Source organism: Kitasatospora nipponensis (assembly GCF_039528135.1).
Lineage (GTDB): Bacteria > Actinomycetota > Actinomycetes > Streptomycetales > Streptomycetaceae > Kitasatospora > Kitasatospora nipponensis.
Genome location: NZ_BAAALF010000261.1, coordinates 4,626 through 8,907, shown reverse-complemented (window position 1 = coordinate 8,907; position 4,282 = coordinate 4,626). Strand labels below are relative to the sequence as shown.

6 protein-coding genes are annotated in these 4,282 nt (G+C 74.8%); 4 read left to right on the top strand and 2 right to left on the bottom strand.

Going from position 1 to position 4,282, the window contains the following annotated elements:
- The first annotated feature begins 192 nt into the window (after positions 1 to 192).
- Positions 193 to 714 carry a hypothetical protein gene (locus ABD323_RS37565; protein ID WP_344446589.1) on the top strand — a complete coding sequence of 174 codons (522 nt, stop codon included), beginning with the start codon at positions 193 to 195 and terminating at the stop codon, positions 712 to 714.
- Position 715: 1 nt separating this feature from the next.
- Here ABD323_RS37565 and ABD323_RS37560 read toward each other — a convergent pair whose 3' ends face one another.
- Positions 716 to 1,012, bottom strand: coding sequence for a hypothetical protein (locus ABD323_RS37560; RefSeq protein WP_344446588.1), 297 nt, complete (start codon positions 1,010 to 1,012; stop codon positions 716 to 718).
- Positions 1,013 to 1,366: 354 nt separating this feature from the next.
- Here ABD323_RS37560 and ABD323_RS37555 point away from each other — a divergent pair, with 354 nt between their 5' ends.
- Both ABD323_RS37555 and trxA read left to right on the top strand, forming a co-directional pair.
- Positions 1,367 to 1,780 (top strand): MerR family transcriptional regulator, encoded by a 414-nt coding sequence (locus tag ABD323_RS37555; RefSeq protein ID WP_344446587.1) that lies wholly within the window; start codon positions 1,367 to 1,369, stop codon positions 1,778 to 1,780.
- 69 nt (positions 1,781 to 1,849) lie between these two features.
- Positions 1,850 to 2,164 carry a thioredoxin gene (gene trxA / locus ABD323_RS37550; RefSeq protein ID WP_425556298.1) on the top strand — a complete coding sequence of 105 codons (315 nt, stop codon included), beginning with the start codon at positions 1,850 to 1,852 and terminating at the stop codon, positions 2,162 to 2,164.
- Between the two features lie 15 nt (positions 2,165 to 2,179).
- Here trxA and ABD323_RS37545 read toward each other — a convergent pair whose 3' ends face one another.
- The gene (locus ABD323_RS37545; protein ID WP_344446585.1) at positions 2,180 to 3,790 is read right to left on the bottom strand and encodes an FAD-dependent monooxygenase; all 1,611 of its coding nucleotides are present in this window, start codon (positions 3,788 to 3,790) and stop codon (positions 2,180 to 2,182) included.
- 75 nt (positions 3,791 to 3,865) lie between these two features.
- Between ABD323_RS37545 and ABD323_RS37540 the strand changes: the two genes are divergently transcribed.
- Positions 3,866 to 4,282, top strand: a 417-nt coding sequence (locus tag ABD323_RS37540; RefSeq protein WP_344446584.1) for an ABATE domain-containing protein, incomplete at its 3' end; no start/stop codon positions are given.

Below are 4,282 nucleotides of genomic sequence, written 5' to 3'. Positions count from 1 at the left end.
CACGCCTCCGCGGGAAGTCGGCCCGTCCGACGTCCGGCGCAGTGGGCCCGGCGGATCGCCCCTCGCCCCGGGGGACTTGAGTCGGCCTCGGAGGACCGCCGCGACGGAGTAGTTCGAAAGTCGCACGCGGAGCCGATCGGGTCCGTCGTGAGGCGCTCGCATGGTGTTCGCTACCTTCAGGATCATTCCGGTGTGACCGATCGATCGAACGAAGGCCGCTGGTTGCGGTGGGTGCCGCGCATGCTGCTCGGTGGGTGTCTGGCGGCGTTCCTGGCGCCGCTGGTGCTGGCGGGGTTGCTGTATCTCGGCGTCGTGCCGCTGTTCGCCGAGGACGTGTCCGGCGACGCCCGTTCCTGCGGCCGCTCGACCGCCGAACTGGGTGATGCGCTGGACCACTTCGGCATCCGGCTGCCGCCCGGCGCCTCGGCGGTCCGGTTCAGTGCCGGGGTCAACTCGCTCTTCGGCGAGTACGACCTCGCCGTCCGCTTCACCACCGCCCCGGATCGCCTGGCCGACCTGCTCGCCACCCTCCACCTGCCCGCCCTGTCGCCGCCGGACGTCGCCACCCCGCTCCTCCCGTGCACCGGTGCCCCGGGACCGGTGGCAACCGTGCAGCAGAGCGAGGCCGACCTCGACGGCGTCCACCTGACCGTGCAGGTGGACGCCGCCGATCCGGCGCATCCCGACGTGACGGTCAGCGCCTTCGACGTGTAGGTCAGCAGTCCCGCAGGGCCGTCAGGACGTCGGCGAGGAGGGCGGGGCGCTGGGGGTCGGCGGGGTCCAGGGCCTCGATGGTGGTGAGGGCCTCGGTCAGCAGGTCGCGGCGGGCCTCGGGGCGGGTGCGCAGCGCGGGTTCGGCGCTGATCTTCATCAACAGCCGGGCCAGCTTGGGCCGGTAGACCGCCGGGCTGGCCGGTGCGAGCGTGCGGAAGGCTCGCAGGCGCTGGGCTCGGCTCAGGTCGCCGGAGCTCAGCAGGAGCATCCGGGCGCGCAGGATGGCGTGCTGGTTCATTCGTCCCCCTTCTCCGTCCACCCGCACAGGCCGCGCCCGCCGGACGGCGGGGCAGCACGCCGAGCGCACCGGCCCCGGGGAGGTGAGGGGTCGGCGCGTGCGACGAGGTGGATGGGTCGAGTCTGAGGGGCGCCGGGCGGCCGGACAAGGCCGAACGATCGTGCTCTGCGTCCTACCCGCAGCGCGTCTGACGAGGCATGATGGACTCGACACTCTCCTGCTGAAGCCGTCGCGGTGGATGTGTCGTCACCCCACCACCGCCTGACTGCAGCCCCACTGCCCCCCCGGCGGGCTGGCGTTGACGTCGGGGTCAAGGTCTACGGTCGTCAGGACCGAGCGGGCAGGAGGCCGAGGATGCGGATCGGGGAGCTGGCGCAGCGAGCGGGGACGACCACGCGGACGCTGCGGTACTACGAGTCGCGCGGGCTGCTGTCGGCGCGGCGGGCCGGGAACGGGTACCGGGCGTACGACGAGGAGGACCTGCGCCAGGTGCGGCAGATCCGACTGTTGCAGGACTTCGGCTTCGAGCTGGAGGACACCCGCCCGTTCGTGGAGTGCCTACAGGCGGGGCATCCGGCCGGCGACTCCTGCCCCGCCTCGCTGGAGGTGTACCGCCGCAAGCTGGCCGAGCTGGACGACCTGCTGGCCCGCCTCGGCGCGGTGCGAGAGCAGGTGTCCGGGCAGCTGGCCCGCGCCGAGCTGGAGGCCGCGGTCGGCGAGCCGCGGTGTGAGCTGACGCATCCCACGATCACGACGGAGGAGACGTAGATGACCCAGAGGGTGAGTGAGAAGTCGGCGGAGCCGACGACCGATGGCGCAGCCGGTCAGGTGACCACGGTGACCGAGGTGACCGACGCGAGCTTCGTCGCGCAGGTGCTGCAGTCCGAGCTGCCGGTGCTGGTGGACTTCACCGCGGACTGGTGCCCGCCGTGCCGGATGATCGCGCCGGTGCTGGACGCGGTGGCGGCGCAGGAGGCGGGCCGGCTCAGGGTGGTCTCGCTCGACGTCGACCGCAACCCCGAGACGCAGCGCGCCTACGGGGTGCTGTCGATGCCCACCCTGATGGTCTTCCGGGGCGGCCGGCCGGTGAAGTCGATGGTCGGCGCCCGCGCCAGGAGTCGGCTGCTGCGGGAACTGGCCGAGGTGCTCTGACCAGCGCTCCGGCACCTAGACGTCCCCGCCCAGGACGCGTCGCAGCACCGCGAGCAGCGTGCCCTCGTCGGCCGGGGGCCGCGGTGCGCGCCAGGCGAGGTGGCCGTCGGGGCGCACCAGCACCGCACCGTCGGCCGGGACACCGCAGAGCCGCAGCCACCGGCCGGGCTCCCGCTCGTGCTGCCGGGCGGTGGTCAGCGGGCGGACGGTGACGGGCAGGCCGGCCGCGGCGGCGGCAGCGGCCTGCCGTCGCCAGCTCGGTGCCTCGCCCTGGACGACCAGCGTGAAGCCGGGCCCGAGGAGGTCCAGGGTCGAGGTGACGGCGCCGGCGCCGTCCAGCCACACGTGCGGTGCCCGGTCGCCCGGCCCGGCGCCCGGGCGGTGGCCGGCCGGGTCCAGCGGTGGGCGCGGCGCCGGGAGGTCGTCGTCGGGGACGACCGCGCAGGACCGGTAGCGCGCGGTCAGCAGCAGCTCGTCGTCGATGCGGTAGCCGGCCCGGGCGCCGGCGTTGGCCGTCGACAGCTCGATGACCTGCCGGGCGAGCGGGCGGCGCTCGGCCTCGTAGCTGTCCAGCAGGGCGGAGCCGGCCTGTCCGGCGACGACGGCGGCGAGCTTCCAGGCGAGGTTGTCGGCGTCCCCGATCCCGGTGTTCATGCCGTGCCCGCCGGTGGGCGGCACCACGTGCGCCGCGTCGCCGGCCAGCAGCACCCGCGAGCTGCGGTAGCGGTCGGCGAGCCGGGCGTCCATCCGCCAGCCGAGGGTGTCCTGGACGGTCACCGCGAGGTCCGGGATCCCGGCGGCGGTGCGGACCAGCTCGGCGAGGTACAGCGGATCGGTGAGGTCGGTGTCGTCGGCGCCGAGGGCGTCCGCGGTGACGGGGTACTGGTAGATCCACCGGCGGTCGTTGTCCACGGCCATGAACCCGCCCCGGCCCGGCTCGGTGAGGAAGTACGAGGCGCTCGCCCGGTCGGCCACCACCGGTCCCAGCGGCGCCTCGAAACGGATGCTGAGGTAGTGGCCGAGCCCGGTGGGCCCGGACAGCGCGATGCCGGCGCCCGCGCGCACCGTGCTCGCGACCCCGTCGCAGCCGACCAGCCAGCCGGCGTGCACGAGGCTCTCCTCGCCGGTCACCACGTTCCGCAGCACGGCCCGGACCCCCTGGTCGTCCGCACCGCGGGCGAAGGAGAGCAGCCGGGTCCCGAACCGGATCCGGCCCGGGCCCGCCCGCTCGGCCCGCCGGCGCAGGATCGGCTCCAGCACGTCCTGGGAGCAGATCAGCCCGGGGGACGGGGTGGCCTCCTCGCCGTCCGGCGCGCCGGGGGCCAGGCCGGTGCGGACGTAGTGGGGGTCGACCAGGCTGCGGCCGCGGTAGAAGTGGACCTGGGAGGCCGGCAGTCCGGCCCGCCGCACCGGCTCCTCCAGGCCGCAGCGGCGCAGCACCTCCATCGACCGGGCCGAGATCCCGCGGGCCTTGGGGTGCCGCGAGGTGTCGGGGCGCGCCTCGACGAGCAGGTGGTCCACGCCGTGTGCGGAGAGCAGGACCGACAGGGTCAGCCCGACCGGGCCGCCCCCCACGATCAGCACGGGGGTCGTCACCGCGGTGGTCGGCGTGGTCGGCGCAGGCATGGCACTCCCCGGGGCAGCTGCAAGTAACGGCTAAGATAGGATTTAGACGTTACCATGATCGGGAAGGGCGGCCCCATGACCGGGGATCTCGGCGCGGACAACCCCCGCGGGCTCCGCTTCGTCGCGGACCTCGCCAGTGCGGTGAGCGGCGGCGACGGCACCGTCCCGCCGGACGCGGCCGCCCTGCGCGCGCTGCTGGCGCGCCACGGCGGGCCGCCACTGGTGCGGACCGAGGCCGACGCCCGGGAGTTGGTCGAGGCCGCCGGTCGGCTGGTCCACGTCCTGTCGCTGCGGGCGGAGGACGAGGCGGCGGAGGCGATCAACGCGCTGCTCGACGCCTACCCGGCCCAGCCGCGCCTGGTCCGGCTGCCCGGCCGGCCCTGGTCGCTGCACGCCAGGGCGCCCCAGGACGCGGGGCTGACGCACTGGCTGCTGTCGACGGCGGCCTGCCCCCCCCCCCCCTCGTGGTCTTCTCATCTCCCCCCCGGAACC

Excerpts from the sequence above, each read along its gene's own strand:
- ABD323_RS37560 (WP_344446588.1), bottom strand. The coding sequence starts at position 1,012 with ATGAACCAGCACGCCATCCTGCGCGCCCGGATGCTCCTGCTGAGCTCC.
- ABD323_RS37555 (WP_344446587.1), top strand. The coding sequence starts at position 1,367 with ATGCGGATCGGGGAGCTGGCGCAGCGAGCGGGGACGACCACGCGGACG.
- ABD323_RS37545 (WP_344446585.1), bottom strand. The coding sequence starts at position 3,790 with ATGCCTGCGCCGACCACGCCGACCACCGCGGTGACGACCCCCGTGCTG.